The 21743-nt window shown below is 61.0% G+C and carries 17 protein-coding genes; 7 read left to right on the top strand and 10 right to left on the bottom strand.

Annotated features, from left to right (window positions below; all coding sequences use genetic code 11):
• The gene (locus DWZ22_RS06200; RefSeq protein WP_118405694.1) at positions 1-633 is read right to left on the bottom strand and encodes a cyclodeaminase/cyclohydrolase family protein; all 633 of its coding nucleotides are present in this window, start codon (positions 631-633) and stop codon (positions 1-3) included.
• A 375-nt stretch (positions 634-1008) separates the two neighbouring features.
• Here DWZ22_RS06200 and DWZ22_RS06195 point away from each other — a divergent pair, with 375 nt between their 5' ends.
• From DWZ22_RS06195 to DWZ22_RS06170, 6 genes are all read left to right on the top strand, one after another.
• The gene (locus DWZ22_RS06195; protein ID WP_118405693.1) at positions 1009-1614 is read left to right on the top strand and encodes a hypothetical protein; all 606 of its coding nucleotides are present in this window, start codon (positions 1009-1011) and stop codon (positions 1612-1614) included.
• Between the two features lie 225 nt (positions 1615-1839).
• Complete coding sequence (locus DWZ22_RS06190) at positions 1840-2433, top strand: hypothetical protein (protein ID WP_118405692.1); 594 nt, start codon at positions 1840-1842, stop codon at positions 2431-2433.
• A 308-nt stretch (positions 2434-2741) separates the two neighbouring features.
• Positions 2742-5207, top strand: a complete 2466-nt coding sequence (locus DWZ22_RS06185; RefSeq protein ID WP_118405691.1) for a phosphatidylinositol-specific phospholipase C — start codon at positions 2742-2744, stop codon at positions 5205-5207.
• 224 nt (positions 5208-5431) lie between these two features.
• Positions 5432-5884 carry a helix-turn-helix domain-containing protein gene (locus DWZ22_RS06180; protein WP_147352272.1) on the top strand — a complete coding sequence of 151 codons (453 nt, stop codon included), beginning with the start codon at positions 5432-5434 and terminating at the stop codon, positions 5882-5884.
• A 139-nt stretch (positions 5885-6023) separates the two neighbouring features.
• Positions 6024-6812, top strand: a complete 789-nt coding sequence (locus DWZ22_RS06175; RefSeq protein ID WP_117743009.1) for an ADP-ribosylglycohydrolase family protein — start codon at positions 6024-6026, stop codon at positions 6810-6812.
• Between the two features lie 32 nt (positions 6813-6844).
• Entirely contained in the window at positions 6845-7066 is a 222-nt protein-coding gene (locus tag DWZ22_RS06170) for a hypothetical protein (RefSeq protein WP_117743010.1), read from the top strand.
• 462 nt (positions 7067-7528) lie between these two features.
• On the opposite strand, the gene DWZ22_RS06165 is transcribed toward DWZ22_RS06170, so the two are convergent.
• On the bottom strand, positions 7529-8866 hold the full coding sequence (locus DWZ22_RS06165; RefSeq protein ID WP_118405689.1) for a hypothetical protein: 1338 nt from the start codon (positions 8864-8866) through the stop codon (positions 7529-7531).
• Positions 8867-9084: 218 nt separating this feature from the next.
• Between DWZ22_RS06165 and DWZ22_RS06160 the strand changes: the two genes are divergently transcribed.
• A complete protein-coding gene (locus DWZ22_RS06160) occupies positions 9085-10266 on the top strand; it encodes a cation diffusion facilitator family transporter (protein WP_118405688.1) in 1182 nt (393 codons plus the stop codon).
• Positions 10267-10284: 18 nt separating this feature from the next.
• Here the strand turns inward: DWZ22_RS06160 and DWZ22_RS06155 are convergent, their stop codons facing one another.
• From DWZ22_RS06155 to DWZ22_RS06120, 8 genes are all read right to left on the bottom strand, one after another.
• A complete protein-coding gene (locus tag DWZ22_RS06155; protein ID WP_118405687.1) occupies positions 10285-11271 on the bottom strand; it encodes a hypothetical protein in 987 nt (328 codons plus the stop codon).
• A 176-nt stretch (positions 11272-11447) separates the two neighbouring features.
• A complete protein-coding gene (locus DWZ22_RS06150) occupies positions 11448-13115 on the bottom strand; it encodes a formate--tetrahydrofolate ligase (protein WP_117763157.1) in 1668 nt (555 codons plus the stop codon).
• Between the two features lie 131 nt (positions 13116-13246).
• Positions 13247-14314 carry a Holliday junction branch migration DNA helicase RuvB gene (ruvB, locus tag DWZ22_RS06145; RefSeq protein WP_117735946.1) on the bottom strand — a complete coding sequence of 356 codons (1068 nt, stop codon included), beginning with the start codon at positions 14312-14314 and terminating at the stop codon, positions 13247-13249.
• The gene (gene ruvA, locus DWZ22_RS06140) at positions 14314-14934 is read right to left on the bottom strand and encodes a Holliday junction branch migration protein RuvA (RefSeq protein ID WP_118405686.1); all 621 of its coding nucleotides are present in this window, start codon (positions 14932-14934) and stop codon (positions 14314-14316) included. The genes ruvB and ruvA overlap by 1 nt, the downstream gene beginning before the upstream one ends.
• Positions 14934-15455 (bottom strand): crossover junction endodeoxyribonuclease RuvC, encoded by a 522-nt coding sequence (ruvC, locus tag DWZ22_RS06135; protein WP_118405685.1) that lies wholly within the window; start codon positions 15453-15455, stop codon positions 14934-14936. The genes ruvA and ruvC overlap by 1 nt, the downstream gene beginning before the upstream one ends.
• 137 nt (positions 15456-15592) lie before the next feature.
• Positions 15593-17578, bottom strand: a complete 1986-nt coding sequence (locus DWZ22_RS06130; RefSeq protein ID WP_118226342.1) for a hypothetical protein — start codon at positions 17576-17578, stop codon at positions 15593-15595.
• A 117-nt stretch (positions 17579-17695) separates the two neighbouring features.
• Positions 17696-18058, bottom strand: coding sequence for a desulfoferrodoxin family protein (locus DWZ22_RS06125; protein ID WP_089572163.1), 363 nt, complete (start codon positions 18056-18058; stop codon positions 17696-17698).
• Positions 18059-18208: 150 nt separating this feature from the next.
• Positions 18209-21682, bottom strand: a complete 3474-nt coding sequence (locus tag DWZ22_RS06120) for an SNF2-related protein (protein ID WP_118405684.1) — start codon at positions 21680-21682, stop codon at positions 18209-18211.
• Positions 21683-21743: the final 61 nt, after the last annotated feature.

Genomic DNA, 21743 nt, shown 5'->3' with positions numbered 1-21743 from the left:
CTATCCCCTCTTCCTTGCGGCGTCGGCGGCACGGCGCGCCAGCGCATCGGCGCGCGGCAGCCACGTATCCAGCAGCTCATCACACGCCGCCTCGAGCTCCTCGGCGCGCGCCCGGTCTTTCATAGACGTGGTATTGGCAAAAAGCGTCAGGCTCGCGCCCTGCATGGCGGCGCGGCAGAACACGGCACCGCACGCCACGTCTGACAGCAGCTGACGCGAGCCCTTGTCGGCCATGTCCTCGAGCAGTGCCAGCGCGCGTCCGCAGGCATCCATAATCCGATACGGTGGCATGGCCGCCACGCGCAACGCATCCTGAATCGCCGCGGGTCGAGCCGGATCATCACGAGGAATACCGTATGCCGCGGACACCTGGCCGTATGCACGAACATCCTCGGCAACCAGACCCACAAGTTCCTGCGCCAACTCGTCTGCCTGGGCAAACGCGTGCGTCAGATCGTCCATGCGATCGGCAAGCGCGGGGTTCGTCGCGCCATAGCGAGCAACCATTCCGCAAAGCGAGGCGCCCAGCGCGCCCACAAAGGCGCTCGCACTGCCGCCGCCGGGCACCGGCTCGCGTGCGGCAAGCGCCTCGGCAAACTCTCGACAGGTTTTATCCATCATCTCTTGGCTCATGCGCACGCACCTTCAAGTCATATACATCGGTCGGGCGGCAACCGCCAACTAACCGCATCGAACACGTAATGGTGCTAAGTCTAGCCCATAAGCACATGAGCGTCAGCGCACCTGGCCATCGCGGATTTCTATGACACACGATAGGCGGCAGCGACGCAAACATGAGACACATGGCCCACGTTTCGGGACTCTCGGACGGCGGCAACTGGGGCATACATATAGATAAGGAGCCCCATGCTGGGGCAACGCTCGCCACGGCGCCGGACAAAGAACGGAGGAATCACCGCACAGCAAATAAAGCCATCAGTGCATGCGCAACCGCCGATTGGCGAACCGCTGCACACGATGCCCCTAACAGACAAGGAGGACTCCACCATGAAGAAAAAGACCCTATCAATCCTTTCCCTTTGCATCGCCCTCTTTGCCGCATTTGCCCTTGTCGGCTGCGGCGAGAGCGCATCGGGCGGGGGCGGCAGCGCCGCCAAGAGCGAGAGCAAGGAAAAAGCCCCCGTTGCCAAGAAGACCGACTTTATCTGGTTTAAGGTCGAGATGCCCGAGGGCGTCGGCGTAAGCGACTCCGCCGGCAAGAATGCAGATAGGATTCAGCTCACCTTCCCCGAAGATGAGAACGCCTCGGGCGATCGCTTTATCCCCGTTTGGAAAAAAGCGCTGACAGCTGAGGAATCCCACGCCGACCAGGCAGAAAAGAAGGGGGATACGTTCCAGTGGAAGGATGGCGGATCCGTCGAGTATAACGGCAGGACATGGCTCGTCGGAACGTACGAGGACAACAGCGGCATCTCAACACTCCTCTTTACCGACGTTGAACCGGGAAGCGTCTACGTCCTTATCTCAAACTTCGAACTGCACAAGAAAGAAGCCGAGGCACTCCTCAACTCCATCGAGTTCCCCGATGACATGGCGGAGGCGGTTTCCGAGGCACGCGAAGTCGAGATTTCGAGCATCGAGATCAAGCATTAGGGGCTCGCACGCAGCATCGCATGCGCAGTCATTACATGATCGGACGCCCAGCCGGGGGAGGATCGGATCAGCCGGTCCTCCCCTACTTATATCGCGACATATTGCCACTTGTCGGCGCAAATCCGGCCCCAAGAATGGGACATGTGGCCCACCCGAACGAGCCGCTCGCGCGTACAGTAAAGACAGGTAATCCATGGACGGTTACAGGCCGAGGAGGACACGACCATGAAAAAGAAAGCCTTTGCGATTCTCACCCTCTGCATCAGTCTCTTTGCCGCAGTTGCCCTGGCAGGCTGTGGTGGAAGCGGCGGCGCCGCCGGCAGCGGTGGGGGCGGCGGCGCAGAAAAGCCGGCCGTGGACATGAGGACCGACTTCATCTGGTTTAAGGTCGAGGTCCCCGAGGGCGTCGAGATCACCGACGTCGCAGGCGATACCGCCGACAGGGCCCAGTTTAAGTTCACCGAGAGCGAGCACGCCAGCGACCGCTTCATCCCTGTCTTCGACTCTGACAAGAACGCCGACGAGCTGTTCGACTACGAGGCAAAGTGGAAGGCCAACTCCGGATGGACCGAAAACGACCCCGTTAAATACAACGGCAAGACCTGGCGCAGTGCTTACTTCACGCACTCGGGCGGCGTAACGACTGAGTACTTCACCGACGTTGAGGGCGGCAGCGTCTACGTGCGCATCGACAACGTCGAGGAGCACAAGGACGCCGTCGAAGCCATGATGAAGTCCCTGGAATTTGCCGATGACATCGCCAAGGCCAAGACTGAGGCCATGGACGTCAAGCTCGACGATATCGAGATCAAGCGCTAAGCGACTGGCGAGCGCAACGGGAAACATGGGAGCAGCGCAAGCAAGCGGCGGTGGCCCAGCGCCTCGCACCAAGGGAGGGCCGCATCACCGGCCCTCCCTTTCTTATGCCGGTAGCTAACGAGCGCAAAGGCGCCGGGCACCAAAACCACTCCCCCAAGCGCGGTGGCGACACAAAATGGGCAAGCATCCCAACACGTCCGCCCGCCGATTTATAGCGCCGCGCAGACAATTAAACCGGCGTCTTTAAACGTCTGGGCAGTATAGTGACCAAAATGAGTGCATAACCGCACCCTGCGAATGGAGGAGTTATGGCCGAACATCATGCCATCAGTCGCCGAGCGTTTACGCTGGGCCTAGGACTTGCGGCGTTGTCGCCACTTGCAAGCCTGCCCGAAACCGCGACGCTGGGTATTCCCCTGCGAGCGGCATTTGCAGAAGACACGCCCACACCGGCGGCCAACCTCGACAAGTTCGTCATTCGCCTTCGCCCCGCGGGCTATTTTCGCACCGCGAGCGTCAACGAAGACGGCAACGTCATCGGCAACGTCTGCCACCTGTTTAATGACGGCACGTCCAGCAAACTCATCCTTGAGCGCGTAGAGACCGATACAGAAAATACAAATTGGTATGCCATCCGCACCCTGCTCAATTTCGAAGAGCACAGGAAGACGGGCTACAGCATTTGGTCGGTCGATGGCGACTCGGACAAAGATGGAAAGGTCATCCACGTATGGAGTGGCGAGCATGACGGCAAGCCCAGCCGCTCTTTTGCGTTCGACCCCCAGCCAAACGGAACCTACATCATCCGAGACCGCACAAACGAGGAAAAAAACATTAATTACCTGGCCATAGAAAAGGACGGCAAAGACCAAGACAACAACAAGATCTGCCACAAGAGGAAGAGCATTCCGTGGGAGCTCGAACTTGTCGGTTACGACATGGGCAAGATCAATACCACAGTTAGAAGTATCGACTGGACCACGTATAGCAGCTACGTCGACGGACCATGCTGGATGAAATACGTCAACGGCAACAAATACCTCGACGAGCTGAGCATCCCGGGCACGCACGATTCGAGCACCTGCAGCGTCGACAACGACACCGAGCCCCAAACCTCGCTTGCAAAGTGCCAGCAGGATTACATCCCCACGCAGTTGCTCGAAGGCATTCGCTATTTTGATATCCGACTTGGAAAGAACGACGATAACGACGACCCCGGCATCGACCATGGAATATGCTACCTGCTCAAAAAAGACGGGGGCTTTATACATCTCTCCGATGTCATCGGTTACTTCAAAACATTTTTGAACGAAAACCCGTCAGAAGCGCTCATCATGCTTGTGTCACGAGGCAACGACGAAGCCACCGACGACAGTATTACGACGGCTTTCGCCAATGTTATGGACGAGAACCCCAAACTGTTCTACACGTCAAGTCGCGTCCCCACGCTGAACGAGGTGCGCGGAAAGATCGTCCTGCTGCGTCGATTTAGGCTCGCCGGCAACAGCGTAGACGGCCACACGTGGGGCCTAGACCTCACCGAATGGGACGACAAAATCAAGGCGCATTCCGGGCAGTCGATGTGCCTCGTCCAAGACGCGCGAGGCTTTGAGACTACAGGCAATGCGGGCGACAAAGAGCCCTATTGCACCAAGGTATATGCCCAAGACCATTACAACTGCACGGGATCCAGTAAGATCGACTGGGTCGATATGGCCCTGAAGGCGGCGGCCGAGTTCAAGCGCGGCACCGTAGATATCACGGCCGCGGACGGGACAACGGTGCAGGCAACGGAGCGCTGCTGGTTTATCAACTACACTAGCTGCACGCAAAACAACCCATTTACCGCAGCGCGAGTGGTCAACGAGCACCTGTACAAGAGCCAGTACATCAACCCCAGCGGCAACGAGGAAACAAAGTCAGATTGCCTAAAGCACATTGGCATCATCGCATCCGACTTTGTTGATGCGGCACTGACACGAAGCATCTACCAGCGCAATTACGATACGCACCACAAGCAGACGGCTTCGTACTACCTCCCAACCCGCATGCGCATGACGTACGGCGACTCGCTGAGCGATGCCTCGCTCCAGGATGGCAAGACCGTTGGCGAGGGCCATTTCCGCCTCGTCGACAGCAGCAACGTACTCAACGTGGCGGCTTCGGGCCATGCGTTTACCATCGAATATGTGGATGTCGACGCCTTGGGCAACGAGACCGTTATGGAGCTGCGGGGCTCCGTGCCCATCGATATCGATCCGCGCGCGTTGACGCCCCATTTTGAGGGACTCGAAGGCCTTAAGGCCGGCGAGGACGTGCGCGCCAAGGTCACGGCGCCGCTCGACGGCAAGCTCGAAAACGATATCTGCACGGCCCAACTCGAGTTTATGCACGATGCGAACGGCGCGCCGGGCACGACAATGGCCGAGGGCGAGGCATTTACCGCGGGAACGTACTGGGTGCGTGTGAATGGGCTTTTGGGCGACGCGGCACAAAATTACATGCTCGCCTCCGACGGAGCCGCGAGCTTTACTGTGACGGCTTCGGGCAGCGCGGGCGGTACCGGCGGCGGCAACGGCAACGGTGCCAACGCAGACAGCGCTGACAAGAACGGTAAGGGCAACAAGAGTAAAAGCTCGGGCGAAAAACTCGCCAACACAGGCGACGGCTCCGGCATCGCCGCCGGGCTCGCTGCCGCCGCCGTGGCGACGACAGTCGCCGGCGCAGCGATGCTTGCAAATGACCGCGAAAACGCTGGGGACGATAGCGAATAGGCAAGCCGACCCTTTTGGACACATCGACTCGACGAGGGGCGCAGGACACCGTTCTGTGCCCCCGGTTTTTCAAAAGAAGGAGCCTTTCCCCCGAGCGACGACGATAGATAGTATTGCGATTCGTGTCCGTGCAAGGCTTTAAGATAAACATAGTCAAGAGCATCAACGGGGCCGGAATACCCCAGGAGCACGCCTCAAATCATTCGGCATTAGAGGAGGTCCGTATGGTTTACATATGGGAATTCGAGTTCTTTGATTCGGACGGCGTTGTCGACGCTGTGCCATGTGGCTCGCTGGGCGGAGGTGGAACGTTCGGATCCGACCTAAACGACGCTGTCGAAAGCGCCGCTGATTTTCTCGCATGCATGGTCGATGACCACCTAATGGGCGGCGTTGACCTGCCTGCGCCGGACTTTGGCCACGAGCCGCAGCACGGTGGCAAGATTATCGCCGTGGCCGTCAGTCGCGAACTCAACGATATCCCCGCCGTCACCGCAGCGGATGCCGCGCGCATACTTGGCGTTAGCTCGGCAAGAGTATCGCAACTGATAAATGCTGGACTGTTGGATTCATGGAAGGATGGCACCAAGCGCATGGTGTCCAAAGCTTCCATCGAGGCACGACTCGCCGACGCTCCAAAGGCAGGACGCCCAAAAGAAATGCCTGTTGCCGTGTAAAGAGACGTCTAGGCATACCATTTTGGCATATTGACTATTGAGTTCTCTCGATTCGCGACGCACTGCGTCGCGAATCGAACTGAACATATTGCCGCAGGTAGCCGCGCATCCTCAATCCAAAGTACGAGAGGTGTTTCCCATGACAGACAGACCGAAAACAACGCTACGCGACTGTATTTACGGGCTTGCCGTCGGCGACGCGTTGGGCGTTCCCTACGAGTTCAGGCCCCGCGGCACGTTCGAATGCACGGACATGATCGGCTACGGCACGCATGGGCAGCCCGCCGGCACTTGGAGCGACGACACATCTATGACGCTTGCCACCTGCGACTCGATTAGGGAGCTCGGGCATATCGACACCGCAGACATGCGCGACAAGTTCGTAAGCTGGATTGCCCGTGGCGAGTATACGATTGACGGCGTTTTCGATTACGGTGGTACGACCGCCTGCGCCTTGCACGCCGGCAAAGGTGGCTCCGGCGAGCGCGACAATGGCAACGGATCGCTCATGCGCATCGCTCCCCTGGCGTTCACCGATGCGACGGACGAAGAGGTCAGAAAGGTCTCCGCGATTACGCACGCCCACAGAACGTCAACCGACGCATGCATCATATATGTCGAGCTGATGAGGGATGTGATGAATGACGTGCTCCCCTCGTGGGCACTCCATCTGAAAGGCGTGCCCGAGCACGAAATCAGGTCCGGCGGCTTCGTGCGCGACACGCTTAAAGCCGCTACCTGGTGCTTTGTCAACACCAACAGTTACGAAGATTGCGTGCTTGCCGCCGTCAACCTGGGCGACGACACCGACACCACCGCAGCCGTCGCCGGCGCCCTCGCCGGCACGGCCTACGGTCTCAAAACCATCCCACAGGAGTGGGTCGACGCCCTACGCGGAAAAGAGCTGATTGAGAGCTGCCTGTTTTAGGGCGCCATTCAAGAAATAAGGCAGGAGGCGTCATGGAGAGGAAGATCGCAAATATAGACGAGTTCCAAGTGGACGAAAACGGGATTCCGCTATTTCCAGCAGGACTGAAGGAAGAAGCCAACCTCTATGTCCTCCCCGACGGGCGTTACCTCCCCTGCGGGGTCTACCGGACCGAAGATGGCGGCTCGCTCATTTATGAGCCATCCGAACTAAGCTTCTTCGGGCAGATGCTTGCCCAATTCAAAGAGAGCTAGAGGCTTGATTGCCCGTTAGATCGACACTGCTCCAAACCAGGGGGCAGGCTATCCTCCACCGCGGCCCGTGAGGTAGAATTATGATTGCCGCGGAATCCGCCTGCGGGCAACGCTCCGATCTCCGATTGGGGTGAAGCCTATGAACTTGTTTCTTGAAATCCTGCGCCTCTCGATGTATGTGACCGGCATTGCACGGAACCTCTACTCGATCTGGCAGGAATATAAGCAGTAACGGATAGCGAAGGGAGTCATAAAGAAAGGGCCGGTTGCAGCCGGCCCTTAAGACACTTGTACCTGCGTTGCCCGCGTCTCCGAAGTGTGACTAGCTAAGGAGCGGGTTCCGCGGCACATCCTGATTTTACCCAGTGGCAAGACTCTTTTACAGCCGTTCCACCGTTTATTTACATCTGCCATCACGGGCGGGATGTTTTGCACTCTCGCGAGCCAACCGGCACCACTCCCCTACTTACCAAAGATCGCAGCGAGTAAGCCCTTTCGTTTGGGCTTTTCCTCTCGGTAAGAGCCCTCGGCAGCTGCCGCCACCTGACGCGGTTGCTCGCCGCCTCCGCGGCGTACGATCTGGTATAGGAAGGGCGATTTAACGTATTTGACCTCGATGGGTGTGGCGTGCACGGTGCTTTCGCTCGACAGTATCACGTTGGGATTGAGCGGTGCCACCACATGCGTCTCGCGCTTGTCGCTAAACGCTACCGCGGCCGCGCGACCCGTCTGGCCGTTCACGGCAATGCGCACCTGCTCGCCGTCGCGACTATCCGACGCCGGGCGATCGACAAAGTAGACCGGCACCATCACCAGGCCGTCCTTATGCTTGCGGGCCTTGCGCGCCCAGGCGCGGATGCTCTTTTTATTGAGCCCCAGCATCGCCTCGGCATCGTTGCCGGCAATGTCGAGCGCCAGCTTGTCAATGACCACCTGGTCCTTGGTGGACGCATCGACGGAGACAATCCGGAAGTCGCCTTCTTGCATGGCCGGGTCAAACGGCCCAACCTTGGCAAAGTCCCACGGCTCCAGAATGCCCATAAGGCGAACGTCCAGGTAGTTTGCCCTGGGATATGCCCAGTCGAGCACCTCGTAGTACACCAGGGTTTCCTTGTTCAGGCCCTTGCCCGGGAAGGACGCCATCATGCGAAGATCCGCAAGTGCCATGGGGAAGTAGAAGAGCATCATATCGTTTTGGATCGCATCTTCCACATCGTGGCCGGCAAAGGCATCTGGGTATTGGCGTACCAGCTCAAGCGCATTGGCACGCGCCTGCTGCGGCGTTATCTCGCAGGGAATACCCTGCTCGGGCACATATTCCGCACCAACGCCCATGGTCAGACGCTTGCTAAACGTCCCCGGCTTGAGCAGGTCAGCGACACCGATTTTATTGCCGCACGAAGGGCACTCAAACACGCGCTGGGTTGACTCACCCTCAAAGGACGCTCCGCAGAAGGGGCAAGGAATACTCACATGCGTGGCATCTTGGAACTCCTGCGCCGTGCCGCGATCCTCCCACAGCAGATGTTCCAGGACCGACTGATTGCGCCGGTGCGAATTAAAGAAATACCAGTCCGGGTCCTCCGGGCGCTCGAGCTGCGAGACGTGCGTGAGCTTAAGCAGCCCATCGACAACCGTCAGCGGCGCATGGCGAATGCCCAAGGCGCTTTTGGGCTCCCCCGCATCGGCCTGCCACGGAATGACCGCACCGCAATAGGCGCACTCAAAGCTGCGCTTAGCCTGGTGTGAGTACATGGGGCCGCCGCAGTTTTGGCATTTAATAGCAAACATCTCATCCATGGAAACGTCCTCCTTTGCACAGGGGCTGTCGACATTAAGTATGTCGAGTAAACAGTCACATGCCCATACCCATGTGGCCCAAAATGGACCACCCAGGCAGACGAGAAGACTCGCTCGTTAGCACCGGCAGACTATTGCTGCATTTTCTGATCATCGGTGCACGGCGCCCCCGCGCGAGCTACACTATCCCCTTAAACATGATTGTGAGGACGATCGCCATGCTATTTGTTCATCGACTGGTACATAAACTTGTTCCCGGCAGCGAGGGCGAGCCGGTCGATGCCGGCACCCGCACCAACGCGGGCTTTGCCGCAAGCCTCATCTGCATTGGCCTCAACATCACCCTGTGCCTGGCCAAGGGCATCGCGGGCCTGCTCGCCGGTTCCGTCTCCCTCATCGCCGACGCTTTCAACAACCTCTCCGATGCCTCGAGCAACATCGTGAGCCTGCTTGGGTTCCGCCTTGCCAGCCGCCCGGCAGACGAAGGTCACCCCTATGGCCACGGCCGCTATGAGTACCTAGCCGGCCTATTCGTCGCCGTCCTGGTTTGCGCCGTCGGCATCAACCTGATCCTCGAGTCGGTCACTAAGATCATCAAGCCTTCCCCCACCGCATATTCGGTGCTCTCCTTAGCCGCCCTCGTCTTGTCCATGCTCGTTAAGCTCTGGATGGCCGCGTTCAACCGCGCACTGGGCAACCGAATCGATTCCGAGACGCCCATCGCCACAGCACAGGACTCCAAAAACGATGTCATCACCTCGGGCGCGGTCTTGACGGCAGCACTTATTTCGCAAACGACCGGCTTTGACCTCGATGGCTGGGCAGGCCTGGGCGTGGGCATCTTCATCTGCATCAGCGGCATGGGCCTCGTGCGCGACGCCATCAGTCCACTGTTGGGACAGGCACCCAGCCCTAAGCTTGTTCAAGCGATTCGCAACAAGATCATGTCGTATCCGCAGGTCCTGGGCACGCACGACCTCATGGTGCACGACTACGGTCCCGGCCGCCAGTTTGCCAGCGCCCACGTGGAGATGCCCGGCGAGGGCGACGCGTTTGAGCACCACGAGATCCTGGACACCATCGAGCACGACATCAAGCGCCAGATGGGCATCGACATCACGCTGCACTGCGACCCCATCGCCACCACAGGCGACGACCTGCGCGGCTGGGTCAAGCGCGGCGTCATGCAGATCGATCCCGCGCTCTCCATCCACGACCTGCACGAGCACGACGGGTTCGTTTCGTTTGACCTGGTGCGTCCCGACGGCTTTGACATATCCGACGAGGAGCTGCTGGAGCTCGTCACGCGCATCGTGCACGAGCGCCGGCCCGATGTCTCGTGCGTCGTCACATTTGACTCGGGCTTTAGCTCGCCCGAGCGTCCGGCAGAGCAGCTGTAACCCCGCTCCGCTCGGCCGCTAGTTTCCCTGTGCACCCAAAATGCCGTTTTGTAGGGCGTTCCAGGCATCTGTCGCCATGTCTCCCAAGTTCTGCGCGGTATCGCCCAGGTTTTGTGTCGTATCGCCCAGCTCTTGCGCCTTGTCTCCCAATTCCTGCGCCTTGTTGCTCAGGTCCTCCAGCATGTTGGAGCTCGAGCTGTCGGTGCCGCTTTGGCCGTCGGACGAGTTGCCCGAGCTGTTCTTATGCGTGAGTTGAATTTCAAGGTTACCGTTGTCGTTATAGTAGGCAGAAGTAACGACCCAGTTGGCATCGACGACGGGCGTTGAGCCATCATCAGTCAGAACCACGGCATTCGAAAGATCAGCGCCGCGCGACTTGAGAATCTTTTTGGCGTTGGACCAGTACTGTCCCGGGATATCGCCCAGCTCTACTGCACCCACCTGGGCGACCTCTGTCTGCTCGGCCGTCGTGCTGGTTGTAGCGCCTCGCTTGTTGAGCATGCCCGACACAATGGCGAACACAATCGAGAGGGCAAAGAAGATCGCCAGCACAATGAGGATTTTCTTGATCACGCTCGACGAACGCGACGGCTTCTTCTCCTCGTCCTCGCCATATTGCGGAATCGACTTGGGGTACTCGCGATACGGCTCCCGCGACTCGTAGCGAGGCTGCGCCGTGCGAGGCATATACGTCGTCTGCTGAGGCTGCGGAATGGGATTCTGCGGCAGGTCATCATAGGGATTCGGCGTCGAGGCGGCATAAGAATCCTGCGGCGCGTAATCAAACGGGTCCGGAGCTGCGTTGCCATAGGGGCCATGCGAAGATGCAGCGTAAGAATCCTGCGCCGTGTCGCCATAGTCCATAACCCGGGTGGGCTCGGCAGAAGGCTGCGTCGCGGCGGGGTCGGTATAGCCGGGGTTGGGAACAACGCGGGTCGCATCGGCGCTATCGCCAGCCTGCGCGGAGCCGTACCCGCCCATCACGGTTATCTTGTCCTGATCCATGCAGCGATTCCTTTCCGTCGCCTGTAAGCATCAAGTTATCCATGCATTCTACCCGCGCAAAAGCCTATGATGGGCAAAGCCCGTCGGTATCTACAAGACAAGCGCGTCCAGAAACAAAAGCCCCGCCGGGCCTTGGTAGGCGCGGTGGGGCGGGCAAGCGGCTATGAGCAGCAGGCTTAGAACAGGCCGGTGATGTTGCCGTCGTTGTCGACGTCGATGTTCTCGGCCGCGGGAACCTTGGGCAGACCCGGCATGGTCAGAACGCTGCCGGTCAGCGCGACCACAAAGTGGGCACCGGCGGAAACCTTGAGCTCGCGCACCGTGATGCGGAAGCCCTCAGGAGCGCCCAGCGCCTTGGCGTTGTCGCTAAAGCTGTACTGGGTCTTGGCAACGCACACCGGCAGGTTGCCAAAGCCGTTCTCGCGCAGCTCGGCGAGCTGGCGCTTGGCAGCCGGCGTAAAGTCGACGCCATCGGCGCGGTAGACCTTAGTGGCGACAGCCTCCAGGGCGTCGGCCACATCGGCACCGTCCTCGTAGGCAAACTTGAGCTCGCTCGGCTGCTCAATCAGGCGCATGACCTCATCGGCCAGATCGAGCGCGCCCTCGCCGCCCTTGGCCCAAACTTCGGACAGTTTAACGTTGACACCGAGCTTCTGGCACTCGGACTCGATAAGGGCAAGCTCTGCCTCGGTGTCCGTCGGGAAGCGGTTAATGGCAACCACACAAGGCAGACCGTAGACGTTCTGGATGTTGTCGACGTGACGGAGCAAGTTGGGCATACCGGCCTTGAGTGCCTCGAGGTTCTCCTCGTTGAGGTCGGCCTTGGCAACACCGCCGTTGTACTTAAGGGCGCGAGCGGTCGCGACGACCACGACGGCGTTGGGACGAACGCCCGTCATGCGGCACTTGATGTCGAGGAACTTCTCGGCACCCAGGTCGGCACCAAAGCCGGCCTCGGTAATGGCGACATCGCCAAAACGCATGGCCATACGCGTGGCCATGATGGAGTTACAGCCGTGAGCGATATTGGCGAAGGGACCGCCGTGGACAAACGCGGGCGTACCCTCGAGCGTCTGAACCAGGTTGGGTTTAAGCGCGTCCTTGAGCAGTGCGGCCATAGCTCCCTGGGCCTTAAGGTCGCGTGCGCGGACGGGCTCGCCGGCAAAGCTGTAGCCGACGACGATCTCGCCCAGGCGCTCCTTGAGGTCGCTGATGCTCGTAGACAGGCACAGAATTGCCATGACCTCTGAGGCGACGGTGATATCGAAGCCGTCCTCGCGCGGCACACCCTGGGCCTTACCGCCAATGCCGTCGATGACGTGGCGCAGCTGACGGTCGTTCATATCGACGACGCGCTTCCAAGTGATACGTTTAACATCGATACCGAGCTGGTTGCCTTGCTGAATATGGTTGTCGAGCATGGCGGCCAGCAGGTTATTGGCGGCGCCAATAGCATGAAAGTCGCCGGTAAAGTGCAGGTTGATGTCCTCCATGGGGATGACCTGCGCCCAGCCGCCACCGGCAGCGCCACCCTTCACGCCAAACACGGGACCGAGCGAAGGCTCACGCAGGGCCACAGCGCTCTTGACGCCGCGACGGCGCAGGCCATCGGCCAGACCGATGGTCGTAGTGGTCTTGCCCTCGCCCGCAGGCGTGGGGTTGATGGCGGTCACGAGGACAAGCTTGGCCTGGTGATCGGTCGGCTCGTTGAGCAGGGAATAGTCGACCTTTGCCTTGTCAAAGCCGTACGGAATCAGATGCTTAACGTCGACGCCGGCGTTCTTGGCCACCTCGGTAATAGGCAGCGGCGTAACAGAACGTGCGATTTCGATGTCAGTAGGCATGGGCGGTCCTTTCGTTACCGGATGAGAAAAAGACCAATCCAGCATAGCACGGGCGCGCAATAGTAAAACACCCGTAACCGACGAACGGCGATATGTTTACCCAATGCCCAGCGATAGCCTACAAACCCATCCTAAACGGTCGGCTCAATTCCCAAATGCTCAAAGGTGCGAAGGGTTGCCTGACGGCCCTGCGGCGTACGAATCATCAACCCGCACTGCAGCAGATACGGCTCATAGACATCCTCAAGCGTACCCGGGTCCTCGCCCACCGCGCTGGCAAGCGTGGTCAAGCCAACGGCACGGCCGGAGAACGTCTTGGCGAGTGTCTCCAAAATGCGAATATCCATCCAGTCCAAGCCAAGCTCGTCGATCTCGAAAAACTCGAGTGCCTGACGGCAAATATCGAGCTCGATGGGACCGTTGCCGCGCACCTGTGCGTAATCGCGCACGCGCTTGAGCAGGCGATTGGCAAGGCGTGGCGTGCCGCGCGAACGCGAGCCGATCTCGAGCGCACTGGGATGGTCGATCGTCACGCCCAGGATAGTCGCCGAGCGCGTCACAATCTGGGCGAGCTCCTCGACCGTGTAGTAGTCCAGGCGATATGAAATGCCAAAGCGGTCGCGCAACGGGCCGGTCAACATGCCCGAACGGGTCGTGGCCGCCACCAACGTAAACTTGGGAATATCCAAGCGAATCGAGCGCGCAGCCGGACCCTTGCCGATCACGATATCGAGCGCAAAGTCCTCCATCGCGGGATACAGAACTTCCTCGACCGAACGGTTGAGGCGGTGGATCTCGTCGATAAACAGCACGTCACCCGGTTGCAGGTTAGTCAGAATGGCCGCCAGGTCGCCGGTGCGCGCGATGGCCGGACCGCTCGTCGTCTTAATCTGAGCGCCCAGCTCGTTGGCGATAACCGTAGCCAGCGTGGTCTTGCCCAGACCCGGAGGGCCCGAGAAGATCACGTGGTCGAGCGTCTCGCCGCGGCTCTGCGCGGCCTCAATCAGCACGCGAAGGCTCTGCTTGATATGCTCCTGACCGCAGTAGTCATCCAAGCGCTGGGGACGCAGGGTACGATCGACATCGAGGTCCTCGGGCGTCAGCTCCGAGCCCACCATGCGCTCACCGTGCGCCATGGATGCCGCCGGCGAGTTGCCGGGCGTCGCCCACAGGTCCTGAGAGTCATCGGCTTCCCACATCACGCATCCATTCCAAGTCGCTTAAGCGCCGCGCCGAGCAGATCCTCGACACGCATATTCTGCCCATCATACCCGCTCAGGGCAACATCGGTCTCCTGCGGGCTAAAGCCCATGGAGAGAAGCGCCGCGCGAGCGTCATCAATCGCCGAGGGAGCGGCGGCGGGCACCGGCATTGCGACCTGGCCGGGAATCACGTCGACCGGCACAAAGCCCTTGTCCTTGGCAAAGGTGCTCTTGAGCTCCAAGATGAGGCGCTGGGCGGTCTTTTTGCCCACGCCGGGCACCTTGGCCATGCCCTTGTCGTCCTCGGCCATCACCAGCGAATACAGCTGTCCCACCGTATAGGTGGAAAGCACGGCGAGCGCCAAGCGCGGGCCAACGCCCGAGACGGACACGAGCCGGTCGAACATCGTGCGCTCGTCCTTGGAGGAAAAACCGAAAAGTGTCATGGCGTCCTCGCGCACCTGCACACGCGTGTAGAGGCGGACCTCGCCGCCGGACGTCGGCAACGTGGCCGCAGTGCTGCCCGAGATGCCGAGCTCAAAGCCAACGCCCGACACATCGACGACAGCAGAGCTCATCGTGGCCTCGACAAGCGTTCCGTGGAGCTGGGAAATCATCAGTATCCGGTTCCTCTCTGTTGATAGAACTCGCCGCCGGTAAGCGCCCGGGTGCGGCTGAGGTTTACGTGGCAGATGGCGCAAGCCAGGGCATCGGCGGCATGGTCGGGATGCGGGTCGTGATCGAGCTGTGTGAGCGTACGCACCATATAGGCGACCTGCCGTTTGTCCGCGGCACCGGTGCCCACCACAGCCTGTTTGATCTGCATGGGCGTGTACTCGCCAATCTCGAGCGCGCACTCCGAAAGCGCCACGAGCGCAGCACCGCGGGCATGCGCCGTGGGGATGGCCGAGCGGACGTTGGCGCCAAAGTAGATGCTCTCGACAGCCGCGGTATCGGGGCGATAGCGCTCGACGACATCCTTAAGATCGCGGGCGATATGCGACAGGCGCACCGCGAGCGGACTTCCGGCACTGGTCTCGATGCAGCCATAGGCACGACAGCGAACCTCGCCACGCCGCTCCTCGATAATCCCCCAACCCGTATGGGCCAAACCAGGGTCGATACCCAAGATAACCAAGCCGACCTCCCCTCGCCAAAAGCACGGCGCAAGGCAAGGCCCCGCGCACTACTCACGAACGTCTGTTCTAGAATAACACAACGGGGTCAAGATGCTTAGTTGAAGTATCGGGGTTGAGAGCGAATCCCATCCCCAGTTTAGTTCTGCGAGAAGAATGGGAACTGTCGGGGATTAACCGGCGGATGCGGCATCGGGCCACCCTGAGGACCACCTTGCGGTCCGCCCTGGCCGCCCATCATCTTATCGATGGCGTCCTGAACCTCGCCCTCGAACTTTTTCATTCCCTCGTGTAAACGACGCTGACCGTCTTCAGAGCGCAACTCCTCCATTTGTTCGGGCGAAATACCCAGTAGCTCGCCCAGCACGCCCATCATCTCGTTTCGCACGCGCTCGCTCGTATCCTCGTCAGCAAAACGGCGCACCTCGGCGCGCGCCAGCGAATCGACCGTCATACGCTCCTTGCCGTTAAGCCCCAGGTCGGACCACGCGAGCATGTACGGCCAGGAGCGCTCGGCAAACGAACGGGACGAAACGATCGGCGCCGTCGGCAACATGCGGCGGGCAGCCTCACCCTGTCGAACGAGCATCAGCAGCAGCGAGCAGGCCTCAGGCTTGCCAGCGGCCATCGGGATGTCGTCGAAAGATCGATTGCGGTCCACGTGCGCCTCAAGCGCGCCATCGATCTCACCCGGCTCGAGCCCGCCGAGCAGCTGTGCCGCGCGGTCGAGCATATCGACCGGACCGTCGAGCGTCGAGAGCGCCTGCGCCAGCACTCGCTCCATACAATCTTCCACCGCGTTGAGCGTCACGAGCTCTTGGGGTACCACGGCAGACGTGCGATTGCGCACACGCGCCACAAACTCAAGCGTCGACAGGTACACATCGCCAAAGGGCGCGTAATCGCCCTGGTAGCCGCCGCAAAGCGCCGGCGCCGCCAGCGCGTACTCGGTTTTGGACAGCGGGCTCAGCGCCATCGCACCCAGCTCGAGCGCCGTGTCCTCCAGCATGAGGCCCAGCGTGCGCGAGCGCAGGCGCTCTGCATCGCCCGCCGACACGTCGCGATCGAGCACACGCGCCGCATCCGGTGCATCGCGCTCGACGGTGCGAATGTGCAGACGCTCGGCGATGGCGCGGACGGCGGCACAGCGGGCAGCCTCGGCCTCTTCCTGCGCCGGCGTAAAGATACGGTTGCGCCCCAGCACCAGGCCAATCACATTACGCGGGCCCAGAGCGTCGACGGCCAGCGCCGCCAGCAGGGACGACGGCAAGTCGCCCTCGAGTGCCACCACGGCGCGCGACGCACCGTGGGCCCGGGCGTTGTCGCGCACGGCGAGCACCAGTGCCTGCCACAGCCACTCCTCGGAACGGAACTCGGTCAGTTCGTGATCTTCCAGGGCATCGAGCATCACGCCGCGCTGAATCTCCTGAACCAGCAGGCTCTCCTCAAAACACGGCGCTTGGGCCACCACGCGACCGCAGTCGTCGAGCACAAACGAACCGCCGGTATACACCGACTCGTCATAGGCACCGACCGGCGCCATACAGGCAAACCACACGCTGCGCTTGGATGCGATCTTGCGGTAGGCGCCGCTGCGAACGGCGGCAATGGCGGCAGTCTCGCGGTCGGTCATGTCAAACGCATTGAATTGGAAATACGCAATGAGGTCAACACCGGTCGGCAACATCTCGAGTTCGCGGTCCAAGTCAAAAATCACGGCGATGCGCACGCCGTCCACGTCGAACACCGGCGGCGCCCAACGCGTGTCGTTGTTCTCGCCACGCTGCAGGGCAATGCTCGAACGCGCCGGCACCACATGACCGTCCTTGAGCATCATGTAGTCGAGCAGCGGCTGACCCTCAAACGAAACCGCCGCGGGCACGATGCAGATCATGTCAAGCTCCTGGATGCGCTCGGCGACACCAGTCAAGCCGGCAAGCACGTCGTGCTCAAAGTCGGCAGCGCCCACCAGGCCACCGGGCATGGCGCCCATAAAGAGCGGAGCCGGAACGCACAGCACGCGCGCCCCGCGCTCGTGGGCCAGACGAGCCTGGTCCTCGATGCGGCCGCAAATGCCCTCAATATCACCCAGGCGCATATCGATCTGTGCAAGCGCGAGCTTCATGGCTCAGCCCTTTCCGTCGTAAACCATCGAAATCGTAGTAAAAGCGCCGGCCGCATGATGCAGTCGGCGCTCGCATGTGCATATGCTAGCTATGATACCCCGAGCGGGGGCGCGCTCCTAGAACGTCGCGGACCACAGCCCGTGCAGGTTGCAGTAGGCATAGACGGTACCGGTCTTGGAACCGCCGGCAAAAAACGTCGCGGGCTTCATGCCGGGCTCAAGGTAATGGACCTCTAAGCGGCCCTCGGCCTCAAGGGCGATCCACTCAATATAGTGCTCGGGCAGGCTGGGGTGCTCGACCGAGCCAACGCGTGCGCGAATCACGTGACCGTCGCGCTCGGTCTCGACAACAGGCACGTGCTTCTCGTGCGCCGCGTCCTCAGTGTTTGCGGTCAGTTCCGTGCAACCGGCAGGGGTTGCAACGTCGTTGCCAAGGGCGGCAATGAGCTTACCGTCGGGGTCCTTAAAGAATTTCGCCATGATGTTCTCCTTTGCTGACGTGCCAATGTTCTTGATGGTTCTTATGCCCAAAGGCAGACAAACCATCCACGGCATTGCAAATGAACACATAACGGGCGGGGACGATGGGGCAGCGTGCGCTATCCGCCCTGGCGGCCCCACCCGAGCGGGTTAGCGCCCGTCGCCGCCCAGCAGCGCCAGAACATCTTCGCGGGTAAACAGCGCCGAGGAGATGCCGTCGCCGCCGAGCACGCTGTTGACCAGGTCGCGTTTGGACTCCTGCATCTGCATGATGCGCTCCTCGATCGTGTCCTTGGCGATGAGCTTGTACACGGTCACGGTATGTTGCTGGCCAATACGATGCGCGCGGTCGGTCGCTTGGTCCTGCGCCGCCACGTTCCACCACGGGTCGTAGTGGATGACCACGTCGGCCGCCGTCAGGTTAAGGCCCACGCCGCCCGCCTTGAGCGAAATCAAAAAGACCGGAACCTCGCCCGCTTGGAACTGCGCGACCATCTTGGCGCGGCTCTCCTTAGACGAAGCGCCCGTGAGCTTAAGGAAGGCGATGTCCTCCTTGGCCAAGCGCTTACCGATGATATCGAGCATACCTGTAAACTGGCTGAACAACAGGATGCGATGCCCGCCGTCGAGTGCGCCGTGCACGAGCTCCATACACGTATCGAGCTTGGCGCTCCCCGCCTTGTAATCCTCGTAGTGTAGACGCGGGTCGCAGCAGATCTGGCGCAGCTTGGTGAGCTCGGCGAGCACCTTGAGCTTGTCCTTCTTAAACTCCCCAGCCTCGCGGTGCTGCACCTGCTGGGCGATGCGGTCCTGGTTGGCCAGGTAGAGCTTGCGTTGCTCGCCGGTAAGCTGTGCCATGACGGTGTCCTCGATCTTCTCGGGCAGGTCGGCCACCACGTCTTCCTTAACACGGCGCAGCACAAACGGCGACACGAGCGCCTGCAGGCGAGCGGCGCTATCGCCCTCGGCATGCTCGACGGGGCTCTCAAAGCGCTTGGCAAACGACTCGCGCGTCCCCAAAAGGCCCGGCATCAAAAAGTCGAAGATGCTCCAAAGCTCGGACAAGCGGTTTTCGATGGGCGTGCCCGTCAGGGCAAAGCGCACGCCGGCAGGCAGGCGCTTTGCGGCGCGCGCCACCTGCGTGAGCGGGTTTTTAATGTACTGGGCCTCATCGAGCACCACGCGGGCAAAATCCTGCTCGACGTACTCGTCGATATCGCGCCGCATAAGATCATACGACGTCACAACCACGCTATGCTCGGCCACGCCGGCAATCTGTACACGACGTTGAGCTTTGGCGCCCACGATGGCGCACACATCGAGCGACGGGGCAAAGCGCTCCAGCTCGGCGGTCCAGTTGTACACGAGTGAGGCCGGGCATACCACGAGCGTGGGCTTGGTGTCCCCCGCCTCCACGCGCGCCAGAATATGCGCAATCATCTGGAGCGTTTTGCCCAGGCCCATGTCGTCGGCCAAGATGCCGCCAAGGCCCAGGTGTTCGAGCGAGCCGAGCCACTGGTATCCGTCGACCTGGTAGCCGCGCATCGTTGCCTTGAGCGAGGCGGGTACCGTAAAGTCCATCTTGCCGAGCGTGTCCAGGCGCTCGACGGTGCGGCGGAACGCGGCGTCGCGATCGGCCTCGAGCGCCGGCGTGCGCGCGAGCATGCTATCGACAAAAAGGGTGCTCGACGCGGGAAGCGACACGCCGTCGAGCAGGTCGACAGCATCGACACCCAGGTCCTCGGCGAGGCCATACGCGGCTCGGGCGCCCTCGTCCAGGCGAATGATGTCACCGGACGTAAGGCGTGCGAACGTCTGGTGGCGCTTATACGAATCGAGATAGATGGCAAGGTCGGCCGCCGAAAGCCCACTCGCACCCAGTTCGACGTCGAGCAGGTTGCTTTTGACGGTCGCGTGCACCGAGAGCTTGGGCGCAGGGCGGACCGAGATCTGGCGCAGGCGGTCGCTGAGCATAACCTCGCCCAACTCGGACAGGGCAGACAGGCCCTCGGTCAGCAGGCAGAACAAGCTCTCGTCATCGCGCTCCTCAAACGCCAGGCCGCCCTCGTAGAAATCGAAGTACAGGGCCGCCGTGTCCATAACGCGAAACTCCGCCACCTCGTCGCGCGGCGGAACGCCCGGGCGCCGCTCTTCGAAGGGGCTGCCCGGAGCACCCAGGCTAAAGAGATCTGCCGACCAGTCGCCGTAGGTAACCGTAATTTTGCAGGTCACGAGCCCATCGTCGACGCCAATCTCAAAATGGAAGCTCGCCTCGGGTGCCACGGCATCAAGGGCGGCGGGAGCGGTCAGGTCCGTGTAGTCGCGCAAGATCGGCAGCGCCATGCGGCAGAACTCGCCCACCTGGTCGGCGGCGATATGGGCCGGCGTGCGGCAGGGCAACAAGCGCGACAGGAACGACGCCGCGTGTTGGGCAAACGCCGCGTCGGTACGGCGCGCGCGGCGTGTGTCGACCAGGTAGGCAACGTTGTCCGAGGCGAAGCAATACATATCGGCCGGCAGGCGCAGGTCATAGCTACCTCCCGCCGCCGGAGCAATCTTTGCGGCGAGGAGCGGTGGGCGGCAAGTCGGGGCTTCGTCCTCTCCCTGCGGCGACGGCTCGACCGCCACCTCGTAGGAGCGATGCGTCGTCGTCCCCCGCGACCAGGCAGGCTCAAAGGAAATGGTCCTACCGCGCAGCAGGTCCAGCACGGACACGATGGAATACTCGGATAGCGGCAACTGACGCTCGGTGACAAAACCGCTGCGGGCAAAGTCGTACGACGCCGAGCGCGAACTCGTGATGTCGCTCAGGTAGGCAACCGTCATCGTGACAAGGTCGAGCAACTTTGTCGACACGTCATCGAAGGCCTCGGGCACATGGGCAAACGTAAGCTTCTTGCCGTAAGAAAATGTGCCGCCGCGCACATAGGCATCGGCCATGCCGTCGATATCCTTAACCACATAGGACACCGAACCGCAGCGGATGCGAAACTCGAGCGCCCAGCTAAAGCGCTCGCCAAACAGCGGATTGTAGTACGGCACCAACGAGGGCTCCAGCACCGCTTTGGGAGCATCGGGATCAATGGCGCCGGCGAGCTTGCGACGCATGACCACGAGCTCGTCCATGCGCGCTTCCGACAGATCGGAGAGCGCCGCCATAAGGCTCGGGCTCGTGGGAACGGGCGCCGGGAAGGGAAAGTTAGGGTTGACCGCGGATGCGGTGGGCGCGGGGCGGGCGGACTGCTTGGATTGTGCGGGCGGTACCGTAGTCGTGCGAACCGGCGTGCGCAAGCCCTCGACGGGCTCGGCGCCACTGGCATCCAGATACGCCAACGCCGTGGCGATAGCGTGTTTGCACATGCCGGAATAGCGAAAGGCGGCCGGGCAATCGCAGTTGTAGTCGACAACCTCGTGCTCGTCCATGTCGAGCGCCACGTGCGTCTTGTACAGGTCGCCGCGCGAGCCGCGCACCGAGCCCTCGACCGTCACGTTTTTGGAGAAGCGTGAGCCGCTGTCCTCAATCGACAGCACGGCGCCATTGAGCATGAGCGAGCGCCCCTTCATAAAGGTGCCGCTCAACGCCGCCTCTTTGCGAAGCGCCTGCACAAACGTCCCCTGTGCCATCACTTCCTCCAATCCACACAGGGTAGCTAATTTGGGACGGGGCTATTTTAGCTACCCCCAT

Source organism: Collinsella sp. AF31-11 (assembly GCF_003475605.1).
GTDB lineage: Bacteria > Actinomycetota > Coriobacteriia > Coriobacteriales > Coriobacteriaceae > Collinsella.
This window is presented reverse-complemented; position numbering and strand designations above follow the sequence as displayed.

Coding starts and splice junctions, on each gene's coding strand:
- DWZ22_RS06200 (WP_118405694.1), bottom strand. CDS start 633: ATGAGCCAAGAGATGATGGATAAAACCTGTCGAGAGTTTGCCGAGGCG.
- DWZ22_RS06195 (WP_118405693.1), top strand. CDS start 1,009: ATGAAGAAAAAGACCCTATCAATCCTTTCCCTTTGCATCGCCCTCTTT.
- ruvB (WP_117735946.1), bottom strand. CDS start 14,314: ATGTGGGAAGCCGATGACTCTCAGGACCTGTGGGCGACGCCCGGCAAC.
- DWZ22_RS06130 (WP_118226342.1), bottom strand. CDS start 17,578: ATGAAGCTCGCGCTTGCACAGATCGATATGCGCCTGGGTGATATTGAG.
- DWZ22_RS06165 (WP_118405689.1), bottom strand. CDS start 8,866: ATGGATGAGATGTTTGCTATTAAATGCCAAAACTGCGGCGGCCCCATG.
- DWZ22_RS06190 (WP_118405692.1), top strand. CDS start 1,840: ATGAAAAAGAAAGCCTTTGCGATTCTCACCCTCTGCATCAGTCTCTTT.
- DWZ22_RS06185 (WP_118405691.1), top strand. CDS start 2,742: ATGGCCGAACATCATGCCATCAGTCGCCGAGCGTTTACGCTGGGCCTA.
- DWZ22_RS06180 (WP_147352272.1), top strand. CDS start 5,432: ATGGTTTACATATGGGAATTCGAGTTCTTTGATTCGGACGGCGTTGTC.
- DWZ22_RS06175 (WP_117743009.1), top strand. CDS start 6,024: ATGACAGACAGACCGAAAACAACGCTACGCGACTGTATTTACGGGCTT.
- DWZ22_RS06170 (WP_117743010.1), top strand. CDS start 6,845: ATGGAGAGGAAGATCGCAAATATAGACGAGTTCCAAGTGGACGAAAAC.
- DWZ22_RS06150 (WP_117763157.1), bottom strand. CDS start 13,115: ATGCCTACTGACATCGAAATCGCACGTTCTGTTACGCCGCTGCCTATT.
- DWZ22_RS06155 (WP_118405687.1), bottom strand. CDS start 11,271: ATGGATCAGGACAAGATAACCGTGATGGGCGGGTACGGCTCCGCGCAG.
- DWZ22_RS06120 (WP_118405684.1), bottom strand. CDS start 21,682: ATGGCACAGGGGACGTTTGTGCAGGCGCTTCGCAAAGAGGCGGCGTTG.
- ruvA (WP_118405686.1), bottom strand. CDS start 14,934: ATGATTTCCCAGCTCCACGGAACGCTTGTCGAGGCCACGATGAGCTCT.
- DWZ22_RS06125 (WP_089572163.1), bottom strand. CDS start 18,058: ATGGCGAAATTCTTTAAGGACCCCGACGGTAAGCTCATTGCCGCCCTT.
- DWZ22_RS06160 (WP_118405688.1), top strand. CDS start 9,085: ATGCTATTTGTTCATCGACTGGTACATAAACTTGTTCCCGGCAGCGAG.